This window comes from Bacillus tequilensis, from assembly GCF_012225885.1.
In the GTDB taxonomy this organism is placed as follows: Bacteria; Bacillota; Bacilli; order Bacillales; family Bacillaceae; genus Bacillus; species Bacillus tequilensis.
The window spans coordinates 665869-687872 of the sequence record NZ_CP048852.1 but is presented as its reverse complement, the minus strand read 5'-3'; the positions used below and the strand labels follow the sequence as shown (position 1 = coordinate 687872).

General features: G+C 47.9%; 18 protein-coding genes and 1 pseudogene. 3 read left to right on the top strand and 16 right to left on the bottom strand.

Going from position 1 to position 22004, the window contains the following annotated elements; all coding sequences use genetic code 11:
- The 3 genes from ligA to pcrB all read right to left on the bottom strand — a co-directional run bounded on the left by ligA (position 1) and on the right by pcrB (position 4998).
- On the bottom strand, positions 1-2007 hold the full coding sequence (gene ligA, locus G4P54_RS03610) for an NAD-dependent DNA ligase LigA (RefSeq protein ID WP_167871794.1): 2007 nt from the start codon (positions 2005-2007) through the stop codon (positions 1-3).
- Positions 2008-2030: 23 nt separating this feature from the next.
- Positions 2031-4250, bottom strand: coding sequence for a DNA helicase PcrA (gene pcrA / locus G4P54_RS03605; protein WP_024715833.1), 2220 nt, complete (start codon positions 4248-4250; stop codon positions 2031-2033).
- Between the two features lie 61 nt (positions 4251-4311).
- Positions 4312-4998, bottom strand: a complete 687-nt coding sequence (gene pcrB, locus G4P54_RS03600; RefSeq protein WP_024715834.1) for a heptaprenylglyceryl phosphate synthase — start codon at positions 4996-4998, stop codon at positions 4312-4314.
- A gap of 244 nt (positions 4999-5242) precedes the next feature.
- Between pcrB and G4P54_RS03595 the strand changes: the two are divergent.
- Positions 5243-6837: pseudogene (locus tag G4P54_RS03595) on the top strand (FMN-binding glutamate synthase family protein).
- Between the two features lie 35 nt (positions 6838-6872).
- On the opposite strand, the gene G4P54_RS03590 reads toward G4P54_RS03595, so the two are convergent.
- The 3 genes from G4P54_RS03590 to G4P54_RS03580 are packed head-to-tail and all read right to left on the bottom strand — an operon-like array spanning position 6873 to position 9954.
- On the bottom strand, positions 6873-7187 hold the full coding sequence (locus G4P54_RS03590; RefSeq protein WP_003219429.1) for a YerC/YecD family TrpR-related protein: 315 nt from the start codon (positions 7185-7187) through the stop codon (positions 6873-6875).
- A gap of 2 nt (positions 7188-7189) precedes the next feature.
- Positions 7190-8185 (bottom strand): DUF3048 domain-containing protein, encoded by a 996-nt coding sequence (locus G4P54_RS03585; protein ID WP_024715836.1) that lies wholly within the window; start codon positions 8183-8185, stop codon positions 7190-7192.
- A gap of 26 nt (positions 8186-8211) precedes the next feature.
- The gene (locus G4P54_RS03580) at positions 8212-9954 is read right to left on the bottom strand and encodes an adenine deaminase (RefSeq protein ID WP_167871793.1); all 1743 of its coding nucleotides are present in this window, start codon (positions 9952-9954) and stop codon (positions 8212-8214) included.
- A gap of 127 nt (positions 9955-10081) precedes the next feature.
- Between G4P54_RS03580 and G4P54_RS03575 the strand changes: the two genes are divergently transcribed.
- Entirely contained in the window at positions 10082-10315 is a 234-nt protein-coding gene (locus G4P54_RS03575; RefSeq protein ID WP_167871792.1) for a YgaP family membrane protein, read from the top strand.
- A 14-nt stretch (positions 10316-10329) separates the two neighbouring features.
- Here the strand turns inward: G4P54_RS03575 and G4P54_RS03570 are convergent, their stop codons facing one another.
- Positions 10330-11586, bottom strand: coding sequence for an APC family permease (locus tag G4P54_RS03570; RefSeq protein ID WP_167871791.1), 1257 nt, complete (start codon positions 11584-11586; stop codon positions 10330-10332).
- 143 nt (positions 11587-11729) lie between these two features.
- On the opposite strand from G4P54_RS03570, the gene G4P54_RS03565 reads away from it, so the two are divergent.
- Positions 11730-12152, top strand: a complete 423-nt coding sequence (locus G4P54_RS03565; RefSeq protein WP_167871790.1) for an Lrp/AsnC family transcriptional regulator — start codon at positions 11730-11732, stop codon at positions 12150-12152.
- A gap of 36 nt (positions 12153-12188) precedes the next feature.
- Here the strand turns inward: G4P54_RS03565 and purD are convergent, their stop codons facing one another.
- From purD to purC, 9 genes are all read right to left on the bottom strand, one after another.
- Positions 12189-13457 carry a phosphoribosylamine--glycine ligase gene (gene purD / locus G4P54_RS03560; protein WP_167871789.1) on the bottom strand — a complete coding sequence of 423 codons (1269 nt, stop codon included), beginning with the start codon at positions 13455-13457 and terminating at the stop codon, positions 12189-12191.
- A 15-nt stretch (positions 13458-13472) separates the two neighbouring features.
- The gene (purH, locus tag G4P54_RS03555) at positions 13473-15011 is read right to left on the bottom strand and encodes a bifunctional phosphoribosylaminoimidazolecarboxamide formyltransferase/IMP cyclohydrolase (RefSeq protein ID WP_167871788.1); all 1539 of its coding nucleotides are present in this window, start codon (positions 15009-15011) and stop codon (positions 13473-13475) included.
- Entirely contained in the window at positions 14990-15595 is a 606-nt protein-coding gene (purN, locus tag G4P54_RS03550; protein ID WP_024715843.1) for a phosphoribosylglycinamide formyltransferase, read from the bottom strand. Before purN ends, purH begins: the two co-directional genes overlap by 22 nt.
- Complete coding sequence (purM, locus tag G4P54_RS03545) at positions 15592-16632, bottom strand: phosphoribosylformylglycinamidine cyclo-ligase (protein WP_167871787.1); 1041 nt, start codon at positions 16630-16632, stop codon at positions 15592-15594. Before purM ends, purN begins: the two co-directional genes overlap by 4 nt.
- Before the next feature lie 100 nt (positions 16633-16732).
- Positions 16733-18163 (bottom strand): amidophosphoribosyltransferase, encoded by a 1431-nt coding sequence (gene purF, locus G4P54_RS03540; RefSeq protein WP_167871786.1) that lies wholly within the window; start codon positions 18161-18163, stop codon positions 16733-16735.
- Positions 18139-20367, bottom strand: a complete 2229-nt coding sequence (purL, locus tag G4P54_RS03535; protein ID WP_167871785.1) for a phosphoribosylformylglycinamidine synthase subunit PurL — start codon at positions 20365-20367, stop codon at positions 18139-18141. Before purL ends, purF begins: the two co-directional genes overlap by 25 nt.
- A complete protein-coding gene (gene purQ, locus G4P54_RS03530) occupies positions 20351-21034 on the bottom strand; it encodes a phosphoribosylformylglycinamidine synthase subunit PurQ (protein WP_024715847.1) in 684 nt (227 codons plus the stop codon). The genes purL and purQ overlap by 17 nt, the downstream gene beginning before the upstream one ends.
- Entirely contained in the window at positions 21031-21285 is a 255-nt protein-coding gene (gene purS / locus G4P54_RS03525; RefSeq protein WP_024715848.1) for a phosphoribosylformylglycinamidine synthase subunit PurS, read from the bottom strand. The genes purQ and purS overlap by 4 nt, the downstream gene beginning before the upstream one ends.
- The gene (purC, locus tag G4P54_RS03520; protein WP_167871784.1) at positions 21278-22003 is read right to left on the bottom strand and encodes a phosphoribosylaminoimidazolesuccinocarboxamide synthase; all 726 of its coding nucleotides are present in this window, start codon (positions 22001-22003) and stop codon (positions 21278-21280) included. The genes purS and purC overlap by 8 nt, the downstream gene beginning before the upstream one ends.
- Position 22004 lies beyond the last annotated feature (1 nt).

Here is a 22004-nt window from a genome sequence, read left to right as displayed (position 1 = left end):
TTATTTCTTTAGCTCTCCCATTAACTGTTCTTCATTCCATACTTCAATGTTCAGCTCTTGCGCTTTTGTCAGCTTGCTTCCCGCCGCTTCTCCAGCGATGACCAAGTCTGTGTTTTTGCTGACGCTGCCGGTCAGTTTGCCGCCGAGCGCTTCGATTTGCGCTTTGGCATCGTTTCTTGACAGTTGTTCAAGCTTTCCTGTCAGAACAATGGTTTTACCCGCAAAGTAAGAATCGCTGTCCTCTGCTTTTACTTTTTTCGGGCCTTTGTAGAGTGTGTTTACGCCCAGCTCTTGAAGTTCATCGAGGAGTTCAAGCATTTCTTCTTTATGAAAATAAGTGATGACCGCGTCAGCCATTTTTTCACCGATTTCATCGATTGCGAGAAGTTCCTCTTTTGAGGCTTTTTTCAGGTTTTCAAGGCTTTCAAAATGCATGGCGAGCGTTTTTGCTGCCTTTGATCCGATAAAGCGGATGCCAAGACCGAACAGCAGACGCTCTAACGAATTTTCTTTTGACTTTTGGATAGAGCTGATCAGGTTTTCAGTGGACTTTTCGCCCATGCGTTCGAGCTGGATGACCTGTTCCTTCGTCAGCTTATACAAGTCCGCCACATTGTGGACAAGGTCTTCCTTAAACAGCTGTGTGATGACTCGCTCGCCGAGCCCGTCAATGTTCATGGCATTGCGGGAAACGAAATGGATCAGCCCTTCCCGGATTTGCGCCGGGCATTCCGGATTAATACAGCGAAGCGCCACTTCTCCTTCGATGCGGACGAGCTCACTGCCGCATTCAGGACACTCCGTTGGCATGCTGAATTCCTTTTCTTCTCCTGTCCGCTGTTCAACGAGGACATTCACGACTTCCGGAATGATATCGCCCGCTTTTTTGACGACGACTTTATCCAAAATCCGAATATCCTTCTCTTTAATTAAATCTTCGTTATGAAGGGATGCTCTTGAGACCGTTGTGCCGGCAACTTTTACCGGCTCCAATACCGCGGTCGGCGTAATCACACCCGTTCTGCCGACATTTAATTCGATATCGAGAAGCTTTGTTACAACCTCTTCAGCAGGAAATTTATACGCGATCGCCCAGCGCGGGCTTTTCGCGGTGAAACCAAGCTCCTCCTGCTGATCAAGAGAATCGACTTTAATGACGATGCCGTCAATTTCGTACGGGAGGTCAGCACGCTTCGCCTGAAGCTCATCGATCAGCGCAATGACTTCCTCTATGCTGCCGCATTTCTTACGTTCCTGATTCGTTTTAAATCCGATTTCGTCGAGAAAATCAAGCCCCTGGCTTTGTGTCTCCACACCCATCTCGTCAAGCTCCGCTATACTGTAGACGAAGATATCGAGGTTTCGTTTCGCCGCAATTTTCGGATCAAGCTGTCTGAGTGAGCCAGCGGCTGCATTTCGCGGATTGGCAAACGGTTCTTCTTCATTTCTGATCCGTTCCTCATTGAGCGCTTCAAACGAACGCTTCGGCATATACGCCTCTCCGCGCACTTCGATCGACAGCTTACGGTTCATTTTGAGGGGGATACTGCGGATCGTCTTCAGATTCTCCGTAATATCCTCCCCCGTCGTGCCGTCACCTCTTGTGGCCCCTCTGACAAAATAGCCGTCTTCATAACGGAGAGAAACAGCAAGACCGTCTATTTTCAGCTCCACATTATACGCCACATCGTCGCCGACGGCTTGGCGCACCCGGCGGTCGAAATCACGAAGATCATCAGCATTAAAGGCGTTGCCGAGACTAAGCATTGGCGTGCCGTGGGTGACTTTCTGAAACGCTTCAAGCACGGCACCGCCGACACGCTGCGTAGGAGAGTCAGGCGTTCTGAGGTCTGGGTGCTCCTCCTCGATCGCAATCAGCTCCTGCATCAATCTGTCGTATTCGGCATCAGGGACGCTCGGTTCATCTAAGGTGTAATATTCATAGCTATACTTGTTGATGGTGCGGCGCAGTTCGTCTGCCCGCTGCTTCGCTGTTTCTTTGTCCATCTGTTTCTTCCTTTCCTCTTCAATTACTGCTTTTCAATAGGGGCGAATGCCGCTAACAGGCGTTTCACACCGACAGGGCTCGGGAAGGCAATATCGAGCTCCGTCCCTTCTCCTTCGCCTTTCACACTGACGACAGTTCCTGTTCCCCATTTTTTATGGCCCGCTTTATCTCCGACTGCCCAGTTTAAGGTGTCGCCGCCTGTTTTGCTGGCGTAGGATACCGGACGTGAAACAGGGCCGCGTCTCGGCTGCATTTTTCTCGCGGATGGCGCTCTCGTTTCTTTTTTCTCATTTAGGTTTTCCAATAAATCATCCGGTATTTCAGCAATAAAGCGAGATTCCGGGTTCATATTTGTTCGGCCAAACAAAGTGCGCATTTTGGCGTTGGTCAGATAAAGCTCCTGTTCCGCTCTTGTAATCCCAACGTAAGCAAGGCGGCGTTCTTCTTCCATTTCCGCTTCCTCCATTAATGAACGGCTGTGCGGGAAGACACCTTCTTCAAGCCCCATCAGGAAAACAACCGGGAATTCCAGTCCTTTTGCGGCGTGCAGTGTCATCAGGGTGATTGCATCCTTGCCGCCGGACTCCTCTTCTTTCTGATCAAGCTGATCGATGTCTGCGATCAGCGCCAAATCTGTGAGGAACGCAACGAGTGTCTTGTCTTCGCTTTTCTGTTCAAAGTTTTTCGTTACGGACAGGAACTCGTCAATGTTTTCTAAACGGCTTTGGGCTTCGATTGATTTCTCAGCCTTGAGCATTTCTCTGTATTCCGTCTTATCAAGAATTTCTTCCGTCAGCTCTGTAATCGATAAATAATCCTGCATATTGGTGAGGTTCTCAATCATCTGCCTGAAGCTGTCGAGCGCGTTGGCCGCCTTGGCACTGACACCGATAAAATCGACCTGCTGAATCGCTTGGAAAAAGGACACGCCGTTCATCGCCGCATATGAAGCGATTTTTTCAAGTGATGTCGCGCCGACTCCGCGCTTGGGCACATTAACAATGCGCGTAAAACTGATATCGTCATCCGGATTGGATACGAGGCGCAGGTACGCGAGAATATCTTTAATTTCTTTTCTGTCATAGAACTTTGTGCCGCCGACAATGTTATAGTTCAAACCCGCTTTGAGAAGCGTTTCCTCAATCACACGGGATTGCGCGTTTGTCCGGTACAAAATAGCGATATCCGACAGTTTTCGCTTGCCTGTGCTGTAAAGCTGATGAATTTTACCGGCCACAAACTGTCCTTCGCCGAACTCATTATCTCCGCGGTAATAGGAAATTTTGATGCCTTCATCGTTCTCCGTCCACAAATTTTTCGGTTTGCGGTTTGAGTTGTTTTTAATGACCTCGTTAGCCGCCCGCAAAATCCGTTTTGTTGAACGATAGTTTTGTTCAAGCAAAATCACGCTTGCATTCGGATAATCTTTTTCAAAAGAAAGGATGTTGGCGATATCCGCCCCGCGCCATCTATAAATCGACTGGTCGGAGTCCCCGACAACGCAAAGGTTCTGGAAACGCTCCGCAAGCTGTTTGACGAGCATGTATTGGGCTCTGTTCGTATCTTGATACTCATCGACGTGGATATACTGGAATTTGCGCTGATAAAATTCAAGCACTTCCGGCACACGGTCAAACAGTTTAATCGTCGTCATAATTAAATCGTCGAAATCGAGCGATTGGTTTTTCAAAAGCTTCTTCTGGTAATCTGTGTATACATCGCTGACGACCTGATCGTAGTAGCCGCCGGCAACTTTAGAGAATTCCTCCGGTTCGGTCAATTCGTTTTTCGCACTGCTGATCGTGCCGAGGATGCTTCTCGGGTCAAACTTCTTCGGATCAATATTGCGCTCCTTCAAAATCCCCTTAATTACTGAAAGCTGGTCAGCCGTATCAAGAATGGAGAAATTGCGGTTGATCCCGATCCGGTCGATATCTCTGCGCAAGATCCGCACGCACATGCTGTGGAATGTGGAAATCCAGATATCGTCCGCGCCGGGTCCGAGGATGCTTTCCACACGTTCTTTCATTTCTCGCGCCGCTTTATTTGTAAATGTGATCGCCAGAATGTTCCACGGCGCCACATGCTTTTCCGCCATTAAGTAAGCGATTCTGTGTGTCAGGACACGCGTCTTTCCGCTTCCCGCTCCCGCCATCAGCAAAAGAGGGCCGTCCGTTGTTTTGACAGCTTCCTGCTGAACGGGGTTTAATCCGCTTAGTAATTGATTGCTAATATAATTCAAAATTCGTTCACCCGCCTATACAAAACATATGTTCTATCATAAACCAAATCCGTACAATTTACTACTCGCCTTTTACAGCCGCTACTGTTTTCAAAGCCCGGTCAAAATCTTCATACACCGCATTGCCCACAACGATCACGTCGGCATGCTCTGCATATTGCTTTGCCGTTTCCGCATCCTTGATGCCGCCGCCATAAAACAGGGTGGAGGTTTCCAATACAGCCTTCGTTTTCTTCACGGCTTCTATGTCGCCAAGCATGCCGCTGTATTCCAAATAAAAAATGGGAAGCTGCAGCAGCTCAGATACACGCGCATAAGCGGCAATATCGTCAATGCTCAAATCAGCATCTGCTTCAGTCAATGCCGCGGCTTTGCAATCCGGATTTGCGATGCAGTACCCTTCCGCCGCGATTTCTTCCATTGACATCAGTTCACCGTATTCCTTCATGGCTTTCTGATGCATGCCGACAATCCAGTCCGCGTTTTTACTATTTAATACACTCGGAATAAAATATAAGTCAAATCCGGGAACGATCGCTTCAATCGCTGACACCTCAAGGACACACGGCACCAAAAACCGTCTCACCTTAGACATCATCCGCAGGACATTGTCCTCTGTCACACCATCGCTTCCTCCGATAATGACCGCATCCGTTCCCGATTCACAAAGAATCTCCAGTTGTTCATCAGGCAAATCTTTATTTGGATCAAGCTTAAAGACATGCTTCCACTCCGTTACATCGTACACGTCATACGTTCCTCCATTCGTTTGTTACCATTTAAACATTATAACAAATTCACATAGCGCGGAAAAACGGAAAAAGCCGTTAATCTCGTTATTCACTGAAAAAGGTGTTTTGATTCTTTTTTCATAAAAAAAGAGAGCTCCAGAAAGCTTTTCAACGCTTCAAGGCCTAGGTAAAAGATTCTTCTGTTATTGTTTGGAAGGCATTCAACTGTGGAAATGGTTACATAAAAAAGGAGACTGACAGATGGAAACGATTATCATTGCACTCATCGCATTTATCATCGGGATCATTGCCATCCCCATTATGTTGTTTGTCTGGCTCTACATAAAGGATGAAAAACAGCAGGAGCACTCAATCCTTCGCAACTATCCCGTCATCGGCAGGTTCCGGTATATCCTTGAAAAAATCGGGCCTGAGCTCAGACAGTATTTATACAGCAATGACAATGAGGAGCAGCCTTTTTCACGAAAGGAATATGAGCAAACTGTCATCTCGGGCAAATACAAAAGCAGAATGATGGGCTTTGGATCTGTAAGAGATTTTGACAAACCGGGCTATTTTATCCGTAACGCCCTGTTTCCGAAACAAAAAGAGGAATTGCGTGTCAATCAAACACCTAAAATTGATACCCAAATCTATCACCTTGATGCTGACAATCTGTTCAGACGCAAGGAACACGCCGAACACATCAAAGCCGATCCGTTTTTCCTCCACCCTGATGATGTACAGGTGATCGGCGAGCATACATGTGAGAAGCCTTTTTATGTGAAAGGATTAGTCGGCCAGTCTGCCATGAGCTACGGTTCCCTTGGAGAACGGGCAATTACGACGCTCTCAAAAGGGCTTCATCAAGCTGGCGGCACATGGATGAATACAGGTGAAGGGGGTTTATCTGAGTATCATGTAAAGGGCGGCGCCGATATCATTTGCCAAATCGGGCCGGGCCTTTTTGGCGTACGCAAAAGAAACGGAGAATTTTCGTGGGAGGAGTTTAAAAGAAAAAGCAGGCTTGACCAAATTAAAGCGTTTGAGCTGAAGCTGGCGCAAGGAGCTAAAACCCGCGGCGGCCATGTGGACGGCGCCAAGGTATCAGAGGAAGTGGCAGACATTCGGAATGTCGAACCAGGAAAGTCGATTGACAGCCCGAACCGCTTTCATGAATTTTCAAGCGTTCCTAGCATGCTCGACTTTATTGAGAAACTTAGAGATGTGGGACAAAAGCCGGTCGGAATCAAACTTGTCGCTGGCCATCCAGACGAATTGCACGAGCTTTTTTCTTATATGAAGAAAAGCGGAAAGCATCCGGATTTTATCACGATTGACGGGAGTGAAGGCGGTACGGGAGTGAAGGCGGTACGGGAGCTTCCTTTTATGAGCTCGCGGACACAGTCGGCCTTCCGATTATGACAGCTCTCCCTATTGTGGATACACTTCTTAGACAATACGGGTTGCGCAGCCACCTGAAAATCTTTGCTTCCGGCAAGCTCCTGACTCCTGACAAAATCGCGGTCGCATTAGCTCTCGGCGCTGATTTTGTTAACATTGCACGCGGCATGATGTTTTCGGTCGGCTGCATCCGCGCGCTCGTGTGCCACACCAACACTTGTCCGGCGGGTGTGGCGACAACAGATCCAAAACTGCAAAAAGCACTGAGCGTTGAGGAAAAACAGCACCGTGTTTGCAACTACGTCATTTCACTGCGCGAGGGACTGTTTAACCTCGCAGCCGCAGCCGGGATCCATTCGCCTGTCTGCTTTTCCAAAGAGCATGTTGTCTATCGAAAAGAGAATGGCAGCATCGTTGATATCGACAAACTCATTCATCAATTTGTTTCATAAGAAAACCGCCCTTGCCGAACGGCAGGGCGGTTTTTTTATTTAGAAGAAGACTCCGTTTCGGTTTCCTTCACACGGTCAAGCGCCATTTCATAAGCGTCATTTCCGTAATTTAAGCAGCGTTTCACACGGGAAATCGTAGCCGTGGAAGCGCCTGTTTCTGTTTCAATCTTATGGTACGTGTTTCCTTCGCGAAGCATGCGCGCCACTTCAAGGCGCTGAGCCAGCGATTGAATTTCGTTAATTGTGCAAAGATCATCGAAGAATCGGTAACATTCCTCCAAGTCTTTCAGCGATAAGATTGAGTTGAATAACTGGTCCAATTCTTTGCCGCGTAATTTATCGATTTGCATCGTTACACACCTTCTCCTTTACTAATGGAAGCCGCATCGAGATCAGGCACGATATTAATCCAAGTCTTTCCTGGCACAAACGGCAGCCATTTGCCGTCTTTCACCGGCACAATTCTTCCGTTTACTTGTTTCCAGTCTGTTTCAATGACGTTTCCGTGCTGAAACAACAGACCTTTCCCCCCTGATTCCAGGTCGATGTCCCGCCTTCCATCTTGATCAATAGTACGATGGCTGGCTTCAACAATGAAAATATTTTGCATTGCAACCGGCTTTCCGGTTTCCCGGTCTGTCGTTATGACACCATCAGAGCTTCTTGTATACGCTTCAGCTTTTTTATCATAATTGTATTCGACAAGATTTGTAACGTTCTTTGTTCCATAATCTACCCGAACATTATAAGATTCATTTGCAGGTTTTGCTTCTGATGTTTGAAACAGCAGCGGATCTGTTTTCCGCTTCAGCTCATATCCCTTTTGCTCCGCCGCCTTTTTTATGTACTCATAAGACGTGTAGGAATTGTGGGGAGGTTTGCTGAAATCAGCTCTCCAAAATAAGCTTCCGTCAAAATCCAATCCGTTCATATAATCGGCAGCTCCGGATTCAAGCTGCTCTTTGGCGCCGGGACTCCAGCCGTGATGGACAAATATGCTGTCAAAGCCATTGCTGAGAGTGACGAAATATTCCCGCGCGCTCCGCACAGGTCCGACAGTTTCAGGCATCTGGCTTTGGAAAATAGCCAGAAATCTTGTAATTTGCCCTTCGGCAAGGGCCTCTATGACAATGTCGGCTTTAGACAGTCCTGATTGCGGCCTCGCCTTCGGGTGATTGTTCACCACAACAGCAACAGGCCGGCGTTCAGTCACCTTCTGTTCAGTCTCCAGTCCCGTCAAAGGAGCCTTCGGCTTCTTTGCAGATTCCGGGACAGCATCCTTCTGCTGGCAGGATACAAGCAGAAAAAACACGAAACACAGCACGTAAACTGTCAACCATTTTTTCATATGTCGGCTCCCCGCTCTTTTATATTTTAACGCATTATCGACGGAAAGAGTACAGTTTTTTTCATGACGTCGAAGATTCCTCTCGGCGTAATGCGTATATATGGAAGGTGTGTACTTTGCAAAAAGAGCAGCGTATAGACGGGATCGCAAAATTGATAGCCTCTATCTGCCAAAAGATCTCTCAGCTTTTGTTCCTTCTCAAGCACGTCTTCATACGCTTCCGAAGCGGCGCAGCCGCACAGCGCAAGCGGAAGTTCATACAGAATTTTTCCGTTTTCCGCTAGAACGATTCCTCCCCCGATTTCTTTCATGCGAGCGAAAGCGAGCAGCATATCCGCTTTGTTTTTTCCAATCGCGACAATATCGCCTGTCGTCGTAAAGGAGCTCACAAATCCCTGCACGCTTGAGGCAAAGCCTTTTATCATCGTATTGACGCGCCACTTCCCATGTTTATCAAGCATTGTCAAATAACTTTCATCATGGTCAAACGAGAGCTGTTCCATCGAATTGTCGATCTCAATCGTATACGGCTCCATGATCACCTCATTCCGCATTTTCACGCCCATCGGCATCGAAAACTGCAAATCATCCATCGTCATATCATATGAAAGCTCGAGCGGGACAAGACCGCCTTTGTTCCAGTCCGTTTTTGTAAACGCCTTCATATTACAGCCGTCCTTACGAAGAATGATCCCTTTTGACAGCACGGTCACTGGATTCGGATTTAACGGATCTTCAAGTATGTTCAGTGACGCCAGTCTTCCCGGTCCGGCCACACCTAAATAATCATCCATTTGATAATACTTTGCAATATTAAACGTTGCCATATTGTAGGCATCGATTGCCGGAACTCCTTCTTCTAACGCGATGCGGATCAGCTCGTTTGTCATGCCGTTTTTATAAAAATTCGGCGTCGCGCCGTCTGTCGTGTAAAAGAAGTGGTCATAATAGCGGAAGCCCTTCTCATGCAGCTCCTGCAAGATCTTTCTCATATCAGGGCGAATAGAAGAATTCCGAAGGGAAACATAGTAGCCCAGTTCCAGCCTTCTCATCACATCCTCGCCTGTCATTGCTTCATGATCACAATCAGCTCCGAACAGTTTCATTTTTGTAAGCGTTTTATCCGAAGCGCCGGGAAAATGGCCTTCAATGCGTTTCCGCAGCTTCTTTGTAGCTTGCATGCAGTGAAGCATTAAATCATCACCATCCACCAAACGGGGCCATCCGGTCATTTCACCGCCTTGAATGACATCCGGATGTTCAATCCACTGCTTTCTGACATCAAACGGAAGAACGTGATCCTCGTTCCGAACTTCGGTTTGGAGGTCATAGCGTGACCACCAAAAATACTGAACAGGCTGCTTTTTAAGTTCACTCAAAATCGTAAGCGCTTTCTTTTTTCCGCTTTGTAAAAGCAAAAATAAGTTATCATTCACAAATGTTGTTGTTCCATATTGAGACACATATTCCGCCAGCGTTTGGGGATTATATATTTGAAAAGGATGTGCGTGCGGTTCGATATACCCTGGCACAATGTATTTTCCTTCACAATCAATCGTATGAATTTCTTCGGCTCTATTCGGAAGTTCATGACCCACATAAACAATGCGGTCCTGATAAATCCAAATGTTTTTTTTCAGCCATTGTTTTACATATGGATTTAAGACGAGAGCATTCCGTAAAAGGAGCGTTGGAAGCAGCTTTGAGTCTACAACATCAACCTGTGCCCTGATGTCTTTGTTTTTCCAGTTAAAGGTTCGTTCGGACATTCACATACTCTCCTTTACATGTATTAGACTCATGGTATCACATCCTTCCTCATCTCGCACGGTAAAAACGTTACAAATTTTTGAAGGTCCAGTTAAAAAACTTTTAAGCGAAAAGGAGCAGATTTCCATGAAGCCAAACATCAGTCTCATCAATGCCGTCTTCAGAATCGCCTGCGGACTGACGGTTATGTCAGCCGCCAGCGCAAAGTTTACGAAAAAACCTTGGTGCAGAATGCATCTCTTTTACATCTTCATGGGGGCAATGAAAGCAGGTTCGGGAATCCTGCGCTTCTGTCCTGTGACCTACATGTTTCAAAACAGCGCTTCCGGCCATAACGAACAGAAGCACCAAAACAGATAAACAAAAAAGCTTGCTCACGATTCGTGAGCAAGCTTTTTCTTTATATAGAGATACCCTGCGGCCCCCAGTACTGCCGGATAAAGGAGTGCCCAGCCGCTGAATGAGTAAATCACTGCACACGCCGCAAACGCCCCGAGCGCCATCCACCAGCCTGAATCTCTCCAGCTCAGCAGCTTCAGCGCTGCAGCCATTGTCCATATGTAAGATGCGATAAAAGCCGCACTCGGTCCTTTTAACAGAGTCGTCAAATCGATTTGAAACAGGCTATGCGATATCAGCACTAAACCAAACACTGCGGCCAGCGCTGTCAATACACGGATAGGCGTATGATTTGTCTTGCCGAGTTTTCCGAAATAGACGGGAATGTGCCCTTCTCTCGCCAATGCGTACACCATTCTGGAAAAACCCGCAATATTGGCGTGAATAGTCGCGAATGTGATAAACAGCGCTAAACATACCGTTACATATACACCGCTTTCCCCAGCTCCTTTTGATATGAGCATGGCAAGCGATGCGATTTCTCCATTTTCTCCATAAGAATGAGTCCCTATCGTCACAAATGACAGCAGGATGTACAGCCCTGCCACACAAGCCGCTCCCAAGAACAAGCTGATTGGGACATCTTTTTCAGGGCGATGAAATTCCTCAGCCAATGGGGTAATCATTTCCCAGCCTACAAATGAGAAAAAAATCATCACAGAAACAGATCCCGCGGCAGGCCAGCCATGCGGAAGAAACGGCTGAAATTCTGCTGCTTTGACATGAGGCAATGACACGGCAACCGAAGCGACAAGCAGAAATACGATGACACACATGACGAGTGTACTGATGTTCGCGGATAGTTGAATGCCTCTCATATGAAGCAAAATTGAGACAATCAGCATGCAGCCAGCAATCAAAGTAATCTGCCAATCGGAAGCCTTTGTGATGTAACTGATGTAATGCGCGCCAGTCAAAGCGATGATGGGAACGCCGATCGGAACGGACCCTAACATGATCCAGCCCAAAACCGTTCCGGCTTTTTTCTGAAAAGCCAGCTGCACATAAGCTGTAATTCCTCCCGCACTGGGCGCTATTTTCACAAGCCGGGCCAGCGTGCCGACAAGAAGAAAAGATAAGAAAGACATGAACACCCAAACAAATAAAGAAGCGGGACCGGCTGCGTCAGCTGTGACAGACGGCAGAATTAATATTCCGCAGCCTAAAACGGCCCCAATCGTTAACGCCGTCCCTTGTATCCAAGTAATCGAACGCTGTAACTCTGGCAACATGATGCCTCCTCTCCCATTGATGGCTTTATTATAGGAAAAATAAGACGGCACCCATATGCTACAATGAAGGTAAATCAACAGCATCACCTTATGATGAAAGGAATTTTCTTTCATTCGCCTAAATATGTAAAGGAGCCAGACAAATGGACGATACAGACCTTCAAATTCTCTCGCATTTGCAGCGAAATGGCAGATTAACGATGGTTGAGCTGGGAAAGCTTGTCGGACTCAGCTCGCCAAGCGCAGCGGAACGTGTCCGGAAGCTGGAAGACAAAGGAGTGATTACCGGGTACAGCGCGAATATCTGTTACGAAAAACTAAACAAGCATGTCACCGCTTTTATCCTGATGGAGCCGAAAAGCTGCAAACACTACGCGGCCTTTGCCACAGCGCACCCGGATGTGGCTGAAAATCACCGCATTACAGGGATGTACAGCTATGTGACAAAAGTGGTGACAGAATCGGTACATACGCTTGAGGATTTTATTGACGCCTCGATGGCCCATGGCAAACCGACCACACTTGTTGTGCTTTCTTCCTCCGCTCAGCACCCCGCTTTTGTATAACAAAAAACCCGCAGCTTAATTCTGCGGGTTTTGCACTTATTTTTGAGCAGCCTTTAAAGCGCGTGCCCCAATGTCTTTTCTGAAAAAGAGTCCCGGCTTGATGATCTCATCAACCGCTTTGTACACTCGGTCTCTCGCCGCTTCAAACGTTTCATCAAAAGCCGTCACATTGGCGACGCGGCCGCCGTCTGTGACGAACTCTCCGCCTTCTGCTTTTGTTCCGGCGTGGAAGACCACAACCTGCTCAGTTTCTGCTGCAAGGCTTCCGATCGGCGTGCCTTTCGCGTAGCTTTCCGGATATCCCTCTGAAGCAAGCACAACACTCACTGCCGCGGTATCCTTCCATTTCAAGTCGACTTCCTTATCATCTAAAAGATCAAGAAGCACCTGTACCAGATCAGATTCCATGCGCGGAACCACGACCTGTGTTTCCGGATCGCCAAAGCGGGCATTAAATTCGATGACCTTCGAGCCGTTTTCAGTGAGCATCAATCCCGCGTACAAAACGCCAGTGAAGGAACGGCCTGCTTCTACCATGGCTTTTGCGGCGGGCTTGACGATGGTTTCTACTGCATGGCGGACCGTTTCTTCAGAAATTTGCGGAACTGGCGAGTAGGCGCCCATGCCGCCTGTATTCGGGCCTTTGTCTCCGTCAAACGCCCGCTTGTGATCCTGGGCAATGACCATTGGATACACTTTTTCCCCTTTGACAAATGCCATCAGAGAAAACTCTTCACCAGACAGAAATTCTTCAATAACAACAGACGCACTTGCATCACCGAACTTTTCATCCTCAAGAAAATCATGCAGGCATGCGATAGCTTCTTCTTCTGTCATGGCAACCGTTACGCCTTTTCCAGCTGCAAGCCCATCTGCTTTGATGACAATCGGAGCGCCTTTTTCCTGCACATATGCCTTTGCTTCTTCAAAGGACGTAAACGTATCGTATTCTGCGGTCGGAATGTCGTATTTTTTCATTAAATCCTTAGCAAACTGTTTGCTTCCTTCGATGATGGCAGCGGCTTTTGACGGACCAAACACACGCAGACCCGCTTTTTCGAACTCATCCACCAGACCTTCAATTAAAGGAACCTCAGGGCCGACAATGGTCAGGCCGACTTGATTTTCTTTTGCAAACGAGACAAGCCCGGCGTGGTCGTTTTCCTCAATGTTTACAAGCTGTGCGGAAGTTGCCATGCCGTCATTTCCAGGAGCGGCAAATACGTTCTCAACGAGGCTGCTTTGCGCTGCCTTCCATGCCAGCGTATGTTCTCTTCCGCCTTTACCGATAATGAATACATTCACGTCGTTTTCATCCCCTTAATGTTTGAAGTGTCTGATGCCGGTTAATACCATGGCAATACCGTATTCATCCGCTTTTTTGATGGAATCCTCATCGCGCACAGATCCCCCCGGCTGAATAATGGCCGTAACGCCAGCTTTTGCCGCTTCTTCAACCGTATCCGGCATCGGGAAAAATGCATCAGATCCTAGCGCGCTGCCCTTCGCTTTTTCTCCTGCTTGCTCGATTGCGATTTTTGCCGATCCGACGCGGTTCATTTGGCCCGCTCCCACACCGGCTGTCATGTTGTCCTTCGCGAGAACAATCGCATTTGATTTCACATGCTTGACGACTTTCCAAGCAAGCTTCAAGTCTTCCCACTCTTGCTCGTTCGGCTCTCTTTTTGTCGGGATGCTGATCTCCGCATCATCGAAGCCGTGCATATCTAAATCTTGAATGAGCAGTCCGCCTTGAACGGAAGTCAGCTGTTTTTCCTTTTGAACGGCAGCAGTCACATCAAGCGTCAGCAGACGAAGATTTTTCTTCGCAGTCAGGATGTTAAGCGCTTCTTGACTGAATGAAGGCGCAATGATGATTTCTAAGAAAATGCTGTGAAGCACTTCGGCAGTTGCCTTATCCACTTCACGGTTCAGCGCGATAATGCCGCCGAAGATCGATGTTTTATCCGCTTCAAACGCTTTGTCAAACGCTTCTGCGATCGTTTTTCCTGTCCCTACACCGCACGGATTCATATGCTTCACGGCCACCGCAGCCGGCTCAGTGAATTCACGAACAATTTGAACTGCCGCGTCCGCGTCTTTAATGTTGTTGTAAGAAAGCTCTTTTCCGTGGAGCTGTTTCGCTTGCGCAATGGAGCCTTTGACAGGAAGAGCCGTTTGATAGAAGGTCGCTTCTTGATGCGGGTTTTCTCCGTAGCGAAGCGATTGTTTTTTCTCGAATGTCACAGTGAACTGCTCTGGCTCTTTTTCACCGACAACATCTGTCAGATAGTCAGCGATCAGCGCATCATACGCCGCAGTATGACGGAATACTTTTGCCGCCAGCTCGCGTTTTTTCTGAAGTGATACGCCGCCCTCTTCTTTGATTTGATTCAGCACTGGGCTGTAATCCGCCGGATCGACGATAACCGTCACATCCTGATGGTTTTTAGATGCCGCACGCAGCATGCCCGGTCCGCCGATGTCGATGTTTTCAATCGCTTCTTCATATGTGACATCTTCTTTAGAAATCGTTTCTTTAAATGGATAAAGGTTGACGACTACGAGGTCAATCGGCTGAATCCCGTGTTCATTGATCTGCGCCATATGCTCTTCATTGCCGCGTACCGCCAGAAGGCCGCCATGAATATTCGGATGAAGTGTTTTCAGCCGTCCGTCCATAATTTCAGGAAAGCCTGTCACTTCAGAAATTCCGATGACATTCACACCGTTTTCTTGAAGAAGCTTTTTCGTTCCGCCGGTTGAGATGACTTCAACGCCAAGCTCTGTTAATTCTTTTACGAAAGGAACAAGATTTGTTTTATCTGAAACACTGATTAATGCACGTTTAATGGCCATGCCTTTTCACCTCTGTTATTTAATCCTAATAGCTGTTTAATCACACTTGGATACCATTTATGCTCAAGCCTGTGAATCTGCTGTTCAATTGTTTCCAACGTATCGCTTTCGGCAATTTCGATTGCCTTTTGAGCGATGATTGGTCCTGTATCCATTCCTTCATCGACATAATGCACGGTAATCCCTGCAACCTTCACACCCGCGCGATACGCCTGTCCGACTGCGTCGATCCCCGGAAACGCGGGAAGAAGCGACGGGTGAATATTGATGATTTTTCCTCCGTATGCCTGAAGCAGCGTATCACCGATCAGCCTCATATAGCCGGCAAGAACAATCATTTCAGCGTCATGCAGATGAAGCTGTTCAATAATCGCCCGCTCAAATGCGGCCTTGTTTTCGTATGACTTCGGCTCAAATGCAAAGGATGGAATTTGGTGCTCTTCCGCTCGTTCGATGACTTTCGCCTGCGGTTTGTCGCAAACGAGAAGCGATACGGACGCATCCCAGTTCTCCTCTTTCATCCGCGTGACGATGGCTTCGAAGTTTGAACCGTTCCCGGATGCAAATACAGCGAACTTTTTCATGAAAGTGCCGCACCGCCGAATGTGACGCCTTCGCCCTGTTTCACACGCCCGATCAAATAGGCTTTTTCGCCATGGCTTTCAAGTGTGCCGATCACATCTGTCAAATGCTCCTCTTTGACTGCCAAAACAAAGCCAATTCCCATATTAAAGACGTTAAACATGTCTTCTTCCTTCAGCTTGCCATACTCTTGCAGGAAAGAGAAAATCGGCGGGATCGGCCATGAGCCGTGATCGATTTCCGCGCTTAAGCCTTCTGGAAGCATGCGCGGGATATTTTCGATAAATCCTCCGCCTGTGACGTGCGCCATGCCGTCAATTTTTCCGCTTTTCACCGCAGCAAGCACCGGCTTCACGTAAATTCTTGTCGGTTCAAGCAGCTCCTCGCCGAGCGGACGGTCAAACGGTTCGTATGTTGCATCAAGATCCAGCTCCGCATCGTCCAGAAGCACTTTTCTCACAAGGGAAAATCCGTTGCTGTGAAGACCGCTAGAGCTGAGGCCGATCAAAAGATGGCCCTCCTCGATGTTTTCACCCGTCACGATTTCGTCCTTTTCCACTACTCCGACTGAGAAACCGGCAATATCGTATTCATCAGCGGTATATAGTCCCGGCATTTCAGCCGTCTCGCCGCCGACTAAGGCTGAACCTGACTGCTCACAGCCGTCCGCCACACCTTGTACGATTTGCTCTATTTTCACAGGTTCAGCTTTGCCGACCGCTAAATAATCAAGGAAAAACAGCGGCTCTGCACCTTGTGCCAACACGTCATTGACACACATTGCAACAGCGTCCACGCCAATCGTGTCATGCTTATCCATGGAAAAAGCAAGCTTTAATTTTGTGCCGACACCGTCCGTTCCCGAAATTAAAACGGGTTTTTGATAAGGTAACTCAGACAGGTCAAACATGCCGCCAAAGCCGCCAAGACTGCCCATAACGCCAAGCCGTTTTGTGCGCTCCACATGTTTTTTCATTCGTTTTACAGCTTCATATCCGGCTTCGATGTCAACTCCTGCGTTTTTATATGCTTCAGACATCCTATTCACTCCTTTAAGGCGCTTTTCAAAATATCTCCCCGAACGAGGGCAGAAAGAGAAAGGCAGCCGAACTGCGCTGCCTTTATGTCATTTTCAAGTTTTATTTGGTTAATACTGCTTCTTTTACATGAGGAAGCACTGTATCCTGATAAATTTCAGTCGGATATTTTCCTGTAAAGCAAGCGAGACACTGTCCGCAATTAGAATCTTCGTATTTTCTGCCGATGCCTTTCAAGAGCCCATCCACACTCAAAAATGAGAGGGTGTCTGCTCCGATTTCCTGACGGATTTCTTCAACTGAATGTGATGAAGCGATTAATTCTTCATGTGTGGACGTATCAATGCCGTAAAAGCACGGATGAGCGATCGGCGGTGAACTGATTTTCACATGCACCTCTGTCGCACCCGCTTCTCTGAGCATCGTGACAATCCGGCGGCTTGTTGTTCCTCGCACGATAGAGTCATCTACCATGACGACACGTTTGCCTTCCACAACCCCGCGCACCGCAGACAGCTTCATTCTCACGCCTTGCTCGCGCAGAGCCTGGGACGGCTGAATAAATGTTCTCCCGACATAGCGGTTTTTGATTAAGCCAAGCTCATACGGGATGCCTGTTGCTTCTGCATAGCCGATCGCCGCAGAAATACTGGAATCCGGAACCCCTGTTACGACGTCAGCTTCAACTGCGGATTCCTGAGCCAGCATTTTGCCAAGGTTTTTACGCGCACTGTGCACGTTAATACCGTCAATGTTGCTGTCAGGTCTGGAGAAATAAATGTACTCCATGCTGCAAATGGAACGGTTGATATTCATGGAAAAACGCTCTGATTTCATGCCTTCATCATTGATGATCAGCATTTCACCCGGCTCTACCTCACGAAGGTACGTTGCGCCGACGACGTCAAATGCGCATGTTTCTGAGGCGACCACATAAGCGTCGCCCATCATGCCGATTGACAGCGGTCTTAGCCCGTTCGGGTCAAGCGCGATGATCATTTCTGTTTCGGTCATAATCAGGAATGCGTAGGCGCCTTTCAGCATGGAAAGCGCGTTTTTTATTTGATCCTTCAGCGTGAAGTGGCCGCTTCTTTTGATCAAGTGAGCCAAAACCTCTGTGTCCGAAGAGGTTTGGAAAATGCTCCCTTGATTTTCAAGCTGCTGCTTCAGCTGAGTGGCGTTGACAAGGTTGCCGTTATGGGCAAGCGCCAGGCTGCCGTTGTTTTGGGAACGGAAGAGGAGCGGCTGAACATTTTCATATCCGCCTCCTCCAGCCGTTGCGTAACGAACGTGCCCGATAGCGCCTTTTCCCTTTACTTTGCTGAGCTCGCCATTTTGGAACACTTCAGTGATCAGCCCTTGGCCTTTATGCGCCGTCAGTTTTTCACCGTCAGTTGCGACAATTCCCGCGCCTTCCTGGCCTCTGTGCTGGAGGCTGTGGAGGCCGTAATACGTGATTTGCGGGGCTTCTTCATGTCCCCAAATCCCAAATACGCCGCACTCTTCATTTAAGCCTTTGATTTCAGCAAGCATGGGATAGCTCCTTTCCATGCGCGCTCAAGCTCTTTCGTTTGCGCATGAATCAATTGTTGTCCGTCTTGGTTTTGAATCGCCAGAAGTCCGTCAGCCGTTACCTCACCGATATGAACCGCATCTTCCACCGCTGCTTCAAACGCTGATTGGTGTTCTTTTTTCACCGAAACGACGAAACGGGATTGAGATTCAGAGAATAATAACGCCGCTTCCCCTTCAACAGTCACGTTGGCGCCAAGGTTTTCCGTCGTCATGACACTTTCTGCAATCGCTACGCCTAAGCCGCCTTCAGATACGTCATGCGCAGATTGAACGAAGCCTTTTTTAATCGCATCAAGCAATGCTCTTTGACGAGACAGCTCTACATCAAGATCGATTTGCGGCGCTTTGCCGTAAATGCTGCCTTCTGTCATTTTTTGCAGTTCGCTTCCGGCAAACTCAGGTTTTGTTTCGCCGATCACGTATACGAGATCTCCCGCTTGTTTGAAATGCTGTGTTGTAATGTGTGCTGTATCTTCAATTAAGCCGACCATGCCGATAACAGGTGTCGGGTAGATCGCCGTGCCGTTTGATTCGTTATAAAGCGATACGTTTCCGCCGATAACCGGTGTGCTGAGAACATTGCACGCCTCGCTGATGCCGTCAGCCGCTTTTTCGATCTGCCAGAAGATTTCCGGCTTCTCCGGATTTCCGAAGTTAAGGTTGTCTGTGACTGCAAGCGGTTCTGCACCTGAGCAAATGATGTTGCGCGCCGCTTCAGCAACAGCGATTTTCCCGCCGACTTCAGGATCAAGATAGAGATAACGCGCGTTACAATCAGTCGTCATCGCCAGCGCCTTTTTCGTTCCGCGGATTCTGAGAACACCTGCATCAGACCCAGGAGCGACAACTGTATTCGTCCGCACCATGTAGTCATATTGATCGTAAACCCACTCTTTGCTTGCGATCGTCGGCTGCTGGAGGAGAGCCTTCAGTGTTTCATTCGCATCCTCAATTTGAGGAGCCGGAACGTCTGTCTCTAAAAACTCGCGGTAGTACGCAGGCTCTTGAGAAGGCTTATGGTAAACCGGCGCATCTTCTGCCAAGGCATCAACAGGCAGCTCGCACACAATCTCTCCTTTGTGTGTCAGGCGAAGCATTTTATCATCTGTCACCCGTCCGACAGAAACCGCTTCAAGATCGTACTTGTCAAAAATATCGATGATTTCCTGTTCACGTCCGCGCTCGATGACCAAAAGCATCCGTTCCTGTGATTCAGAAAGCATCATTTCATATGCAGTCATGCCTGTTTCACGCTGAGGAATCAGGTCAAGGTTCATTTCAATACCGGAGCCGGCTTTACTTGCCATTTCCGCACTTGAGCTTGTTAAACCGGCAGCTCCCATATCCTGAATGCCGACTAACGCATCGCATTGGATGACTTCCAGACATGCTTCAAGCAAAAGCTTCTCCATAAACGGATCGCCGACTTGGACAGCAGAGCGTTTTTCTTCAGACGAATCAGACATTTCTTCAGAGGCAAACGTAGCGCCGTGGATTCCGTCACGCCCTGTTTTCGCTCCCACGTACATGACTGTGTTGCCGACACCCTTCGCCTGGCCTTTTTTGATGTCTTCATGGTTGATTAAACCGACGCACATGGCGTTGACGAGCGGATTTCCTTCATAGCTGCTGTCAAACTGCACTTCTCCGCCGACTGTCGGGATGCCGATACAGTTGCCGTATCCGGCGATACCCGCTACTACTTCTTCAAACAAGTACTTCACGCGCGGTGAAGTCAGTTCACCAAATCGAAGAGAGTTCAATACAGCGATTGGACGGGCACCCATTGAGAAAACGTCACGGATAATGCCGCCTACGCCAGTCGCAGCGCCTTGGTAAGGTTCGAGAGCTGATGGGTGATTATGTGATTCAATTTTGAACACAACCGCTTGGTTGTCACCGATATCAACAATTCCGGCGCCTTCCCCTGGTCCTTGCAGCACACGCTCGCCGCTTGTCGGGAATTTACGCAGAATCGGCTTTGAGTTTTTGTAGCTGCAATGCTCTGACCACATGACAGAAAAAATTCCGATTTCTGTGTAGTTCGGCAATCTGCCAAGAATGGATTCAATCAATGCAAACTCATCATCACTGACACCCATTTGCTGATACAGTTTCTCTTCTTTTATTTGTTCTTTACTTGGTTCAAGCAGTAGTGACATGAGTTTCCCTCCAATTTTTCACGATAGACTGAAACAATGTAAGACCGTCGGCGCTTCCAAGCAGTTCATCGACCGCGCGCTCAGGGTGAGGCATCATGCCTAATACGTTGCCTTGCTCATTCACGACACCGGCAATGCCGCTGACGCTTCCGTTAATATTGGAGCCGTATGTGAAAGCAATTTGATTGTTTTCTTTCAATGAAGCAAGCGTTTCATCATCACAGTAGAAATTCCCTTCACCGTGGGCAACCGGAATTGTAATCGATTGACCCTTTTCGTAGGAAGCTGTGAATAAGGTTTCGTCGTTCTGCACAATCAATTCAACCTGACGGCAAATGAACTTCAAATCTTTGTTGCGTCTCATTGCGCCTGGCAGAAGGCCGAGCTCCTGTAAAATCTGGAATCCGTTGCAGACGCCAAGAACCGGTTTTCCTTCAGCCGCCGCCTGTTTGACAGCTGGCATAATATTCGCAAATCGGGCGATAGCACCGCATCTCAAGTAATCGCCGTAAGAAAATCCTCCCGGAATTAACACGCCGTCGAAGCCGTCAAGGCTTGTTTCCTCATGCCAGACGTACTCCGCTTCATGGCCGAGCTCATCCTTTACAGCATGGTACATATCGATATCACAGTTGGAGCCGGGTAACACAATCACCGCAAATTTCACTGTGCGACTACCTCCTCAACTTCATATCTGTAATCTTCAATCACTGTATTCGCAAGAAGTTTTTCGCACATTTCTTTCACCAGCACGTCAAGATCGCGGTCAGATTTTTCAATGGTAAGCTCCATGTATTTCCCGATGCGCACATCCTGCACTTCGTTGTAAGTCATACTGTGCAAGGCATGCTGGACAGTGCTTCCTTGTGGATCTAGCACACTTTCTTTTAAGCTGACATAAACTTTTACTTTATACATGATGAATGCCTCCCAGTCTTTTGAAAATCTCTTCGTATGCGTCGGTTAAGCTTCCCAGATTGCGTCTGAATAAATCTTTGTCCAGCTTTTCGTTCGTGTCTTTATCCCACAAGCGGCATGTGTCAGGAGAAATTTCATCCGCCAATAGCACCTGCCCGTCTACATCTAAACCGAATTCAAGCTTGAAATCTATTAATCTGACGTGACAATCGTCAAAAATGCTTTGAAGCTCTTCATTTACTGTTTTTGTGATAGACTTGATCGTTTCTACCTGCTCAGGAGCGGCCGCTTTCAAAAGCCAAATATGATCTTCTGTGATGAGCGGATCACCCAGCGCGTCGTCCTTGTAATAAAACTCGATGATCGGCTGTTCAAGCTCGGTGCCTTCTGGAATGCCGAGACGTTTGGACATGCTGCCTGCCACAACGTTTCTGACGACGACTTCAAGCGGCACAATCGTCACTTTTTTAATAAGCTGCTCTGTTTCAGAAATGCGCTCGATAAAGTGGTTGTGAACGCCTTTAGCGTGAAGATGCTTGAAAATCAAGCTGGAGATCTCGTTATTTAAGCGCCCTTTTCCGCTGATTTCTGCTTTTTTCTCGCCGTTGAAGGCAGTGGCAGAGTCTTTATACACGACATACAATGTGTTTTCGTCATCGGTTTTATAGATTTTTTTTGCTTTTCCTTCGTATAAAAGTTCATTCTTCACAATATTCACG

Excerpts from the sequence above, each read along its gene's own strand:
- G4P54_RS03575 (WP_167871792.1), top strand. The coding sequence starts at position 10,082 with ATGAAGCCAAACATCAGTCTCATCAATGCCGTCTTCAGAATCGCCTGC.
- G4P54_RS03585 (WP_024715836.1), bottom strand. The coding sequence starts at position 8,185 with ATGAAAAAATGGTTGACAGTTTACGTGCTGTGTTTCGTGTTTTTTCTG.
- ligA (WP_167871794.1), bottom strand. The coding sequence starts at position 2,007 with ATGGACAAAGAAACAGCGAAGCAGCGGGCAGACGAACTGCGCCGCACC.
- purS (WP_024715848.1), bottom strand. The coding sequence starts at position 21,285 with ATGTATAAAGTAAAAGTTTATGTCAGCTTAAAAGAAAGTGTGCTAGAT.
- G4P54_RS03565 (WP_167871790.1), top strand. The coding sequence starts at position 11,730 with ATGGACGATACAGACCTTCAAATTCTCTCGCATTTGCAGCGAAATGGC.
- purH (WP_167871788.1), bottom strand. The coding sequence starts at position 15,011 with ATGGCCATTAAACGTGCATTAATCAGTGTTTCAGATAAAACAAATCTT.
- purM (WP_167871787.1), bottom strand. The coding sequence starts at position 16,632 with ATGTCTGAAGCATATAAAAACGCAGGAGTTGACATCGAAGCCGGATAT.
- G4P54_RS03580 (WP_167871793.1), bottom strand. The coding sequence starts at position 9,954 with ATGTCCGAACGAACCTTTAACTGGAAAAACAAAGACATCAGGGCACAG.
- purF (WP_167871786.1), bottom strand. The coding sequence starts at position 18,163 with ATGCTTGCTGAAATCAAAGGCTTAAATGAAGAGTGCGGCGTATTTGGG.
- purN (WP_024715843.1), bottom strand. The coding sequence starts at position 15,595 with ATGAAAAAGTTCGCTGTATTTGCATCCGGGAACGGTTCAAACTTCGAA.
- purL (WP_167871785.1), bottom strand. The coding sequence starts at position 20,367 with ATGTCACTACTGCTTGAACCAAGTAAAGAACAAATAAAAGAAGAGAAA.
- G4P54_RS03570 (WP_167871791.1), bottom strand. The coding sequence starts at position 11,586 with ATGTTGCCAGAGTTACAGCGTTCGATTACTTGGATACAAGGGACGGCG.
- G4P54_RS03590 (WP_003219429.1), bottom strand. The coding sequence starts at position 7,187 with ATGCAAATCGATAAATTACGCGGCAAAGAATTGGACCAGTTATTCAAC.